Annotated in this window: 1 protein-coding gene; it reads left to right on the top strand. The window is 62.2% G+C overall.

Going from position 1 to position 519, the window contains the following annotated elements; genetic code table 11:
- Positions 1 to 519, top strand: a 519-nt coding sequence (locus tag OC610_RS28700) for an immunoglobulin-like domain-containing protein (protein ID WP_264433164.1), incomplete at both ends; no start/stop codon positions are given.

The following is a 519-nucleotide window of genomic DNA, read 5'->3' as shown; positions in this document are numbered from 1 at the left end:
CTGGCGGCAACAACCTGAGCGTCAAGATCGACGACGCCCAAGGTGGCAATTACGAAAAACTGGACATCGATGGCAAGCCTGCGGACACCACGGTGACCGATACCCAGGACACCACCGGCCTGTCCCTGTCCGCGACTGACACCGTCGCCGAGGGTGGCTCGATTGTTTACACCGCCACCTTGACCAACGCCGCCGGCACGCCAGTCACCGTCACCTTGAGCAATGGTGCGGTGATCCACATCGATGCCGGCGCAACCACCGGCACTGTCACGGTCGATGCGCCCAAAGATGACGTTTACAAAGACGCCGGCAAAATCGAAGTCAGCATCGACAAGGCTACCGGCGGCAACTTCGAAAACCTGGTGCCGAGCACCGCGCCGGCCGTTACTGACGTCACTGATACCCTCGACACGTCGACTGTCAGCCTGACGGCCACGCCTGGCGTGGGCGAAGGCGGCGTCGTGGTTTATACCGCGTCGGTGAATGCCCCGGTCACCGGCACGCCACTCGTCGTGACAT

This window comes from Pseudomonas agronomica (assembly GCF_025917275.1).
GTDB lineage: Bacteria > Pseudomonadota > Gammaproteobacteria > Pseudomonadales > Pseudomonadaceae > Aquipseudomonas > Aquipseudomonas agronomica.
Note: the sequence above shows the minus strand (reverse complement) of the source record. Positions and strands in the feature narration are given on the sequence as shown.